Origin of the sequence: Xanthomonas sp. SHU 199, assembly GCF_000364665.1 — a bacterium.
Taxonomy (GTDB): Bacteria; Pseudomonadota; Gammaproteobacteria; order Xanthomonadales; family Xanthomonadaceae; genus Xanthomonas_A; species Xanthomonas_A sontii.
This window is the reverse complement of sequence record NZ_AQOI01000772.1, coordinates 1-2,892: the sequence shown is the minus strand read 5'-3', so window position 1 is coordinate 2,892 and position 2,892 is coordinate 1. Positions and strand designations below refer to the sequence as shown.

The following is a 2,892-nucleotide window of genomic DNA, read 5'->3' as shown; positions in this document are numbered from 1 at the left end:
CGCAGCGGCGGGCTTGGCCGGCTCCGCCGAGCTGGCCTCGCTGCGCAGCACTTCGGTGTAGATGAACTTGTCGCAGGCCTGCACGAACGCATCCGGGGTCTTGCGCTCGCCGAAGCCGTACACGGTCGGTCCTTCCTCGCGCAGGCGTTGCGCCAGGCGGGTGAAGTCGCTGTCGCTGGAGACCAGGCAGAAGCCGTCGAAGCGGCCGGTGTAGAGCAGGTCCATCGCATCGATGATCAGCGAGCTGTCGGTGGCGTTCTTGCCGCTGGTGTAGGCGAACTGCTGCACCGGGCTGATCGAGTGCTTCAGCAGCGCCTGCTTCCACTGGGTCATGCGCGTGCTGGTGAAATCGCCATAGATGCGCTTGACGCTGGCCAGGCCGTACTTGGCGACCTCGGCGAGCAGGCCTTCGATCACCGAGGGCTGCGCGTTGTCGGCATCGATCAGCACCGCCAGCCGTGGCTGGTCGTCGTCGCTGTCGGAACGGTGGCGGGTTTTCATGGCGTGCACCTGCGGCAAGGAAAGATCGGGAGAAGCGTGGCGGCGGCCACCACTGTGCCAGCGCGTGCTGCCCACAGCCAGCGCAACGCGGCGACCGCCATGGCTCATCGCCCGGCCGGCAGCGCCTCGTAGGCCTGGCGTACCGCCGCCTCGCCGTAGCGGCGCTCCAGCCGGCGCACGATGAAGTGGCCGCGCGCCATCGCCTGGAAGTGCGAGATAAACACCGTGTTGAGCAGCGCGCCGCTGGCTGCGCCGACCAGCGGCACCGCCTGCGCCGCCAGCTTCTCGCTGACCGTGACCGAGAACTTGGCGGCGATGCGCGACAGCAGCGACACCAGCACCGGCGCACCCTTGCTGCCCAGGCCGTGCGCGGCGATGTACTGCGCCGCGGCGCTGAGCTGCTGCGCCATCGCCGCGCGCACCGCGAAGTAGCCCGATTCGCTGCCGTCGTCGCGGTGGCTGCGGCCGCCGTGCGCCAGCACCTCCAGGCAGGCCAGCGCGGTGGTCGGGTCGTCCAGGCGCTCGCCCTCGGCGCGGGCGATGTCGGCGATCGAACGCAGCATCAGGGTCGTGGTCAGCGGCAGTTCCACCACCAGCCCGGGCAGGCCGAAGAAGCCGCCGGCCGCACCGGTCGCCGCCACCGCGGCGCCATGCAGGCGCGGCCGTGCGCGTTCCGGCGCCTGCCCACGCAGGGTCAGCAGCGCCGAGCGCAACGCCACCCGCAGCGCACGCTGGCTGACCGCATCGATGCGCGAGGACAACAGTTTCGGCAGGCGCTTGTTGATCAGCGCCTCGATCGGCGCGCCCACCGCATTTGCGATCTTCGCCGCCAGGCCTGGGTGTTCCAGCAGGGCGCGCGCCTGGGCCAGGTCGCGGTGATCGGCGGCATCCATCACGGGGACGGGCAATAGCGAGGTCATGGCTGAAGCTCGTGGCGAGGGAGGCGACAGCATGCACCGGGCCGCCCCGGCATGGTGTCGAGGGACGATGACCGGTGCGGGACGTTAAGGAATCGCGCGGCCGGAACGCGTGATCGGGATTGAGGCAGGCCCCTGCCGCACACCGCGCCTGCGTCTGGCCCACGCGGCGCCGGGCGCGGTCCAGACAGGACGGCCGGTCCACCGCCAGGCCAAGCGTGGCGCCCTGGCCCCGGCGACATCGCGCCGGTCCACCGAAGTAGCCATGGCCCAAGGTGGCAGGATCGGCGCTGCAGAGGCAGCCGTCATCGCGGCGGTTGCATGCCCCGCGACGCACGCTGTAAACCCGCTTCTCGTATCGCAGGCAACGACTGGCCGGCCAGACCAGCTACCCCTGCACGCACTGAGCCAGGTAGTCGCGCAGGCGCTCCTGCAGATGGGGCACGGCCTGGGGATGGGCGAGAAATTCGGCCACGGGCATCAGCAGCCACCCCCGGCCTTCATCGCCGAAGCGGATGCTGGCGATCTCGGCACAACTCAGGCGGCCAACGAACAACCAGCTCGGCAGGGACCCGGGCTGCAGGGACGGATAGCAGCGGCCCCAGGTCAGCCTGTCTTCCTCCAGCACTAGGCCGAACTCCTCCTGCAGTTCGCGCAGAGCGCAGCGCTCGGGGCTCTCGTCGTCCTCGCGGCCGCCGCCAGGCAGGTCCCAGAGTCCCGGCCAGGGAATCTCCGGCTTCACATCGCGCTGGTACACCAGCAGCGCGTCGTCGCACAGCAGCGCCAGCTTGGCGCCGTTGAACGGTTGCATGACGTCCTCCGCGGTAGGTAAAGGGCCAGTCTGAACGCGATGCACGCCTCGATGTGCGCCAGGCCACTTCGCGCGCGTCTCAACATATCCCACACGCCTAGATCCGCTCCAGCGCGCGCTGGTGCGTACGCGGCCCGAACCGGCCCACCACCGCGGCGGCCATCAGCAGGCTGGCGGCGATGCAGGCGAGCACGCCGCGGTGGCCGGTGCGGTCCAGCAGCATGCCGATCAGCAGGCTGCTGGCGGCCGTGGACAGGCGGCTGAAGGAATAGCAGAAGCCGACCGCGCGGGCGCGCAGCGCGGTGGGAAACAGTTCGGCCTGGTAGCCGTGATAGGCGAAGCTCATCCAGGCATTGCAGAAGGTGACCGCCGCGCCGCAGGCGATCAGCAGCAGCGGCTGGCTCTGCCAGGCGAATAGCAGCCCGAACAGCATCGCGCCCAGCGCCGACACCACCACCTGCCACTTGTTCTCCCAGCGCTGCGCCACGCCGATCAGCAGCAGCGGCGCCAGTGGATACGCCAAAGAGATGGCGAAGGCGTAGCCCAGGCCGTGCACGCTGTCGGCGCCCTGCCGCGCCAGCAGCGCCGGCAACCAGTTACCGAAACCGAAGAAGCCGATCGCCTGGAAGATGTGGAAGCTCACCAGCATCGCCATGCGGCGCC

Annotated in this window: 4 protein-coding genes; all 4 read right to left on the bottom strand. The window is 70.0% G+C overall.

From position 1 onward, the window contains the following. The coding region (locus D183_RS0121290; protein WP_017910778.1) for an NYN domain-containing protein at positions 1-501 on the bottom strand (501 nt) is incomplete at its 3' end. Between the two features lie 104 nt (positions 502-605). Further along, positions 606-1,421: an EcsC family protein gene (locus D183_RS0121285; RefSeq protein WP_198527688.1), complete on the bottom strand. Its 816-nt coding sequence runs from the start codon at positions 1,419-1,421 to the stop codon at positions 606-608. A 385-nt stretch (positions 1,422-1,806) separates the two neighbouring features. Continuing rightward, positions 1,807-2,229 (bottom strand): NUDIX hydrolase, encoded by a 423-nt coding sequence (locus tag D183_RS0121280; RefSeq protein ID WP_017910776.1) that lies wholly within the window; start codon positions 2,227-2,229, stop codon positions 1,807-1,809. A gap of 97 nt (positions 2,230-2,326) precedes the next feature. Beyond that, positions 2,327-2,892, bottom strand: a 566-nt coding sequence (locus D183_RS0121270) for an MFS transporter (protein ID WP_017910775.1), incomplete at its 5' end; no start/stop codon positions are given.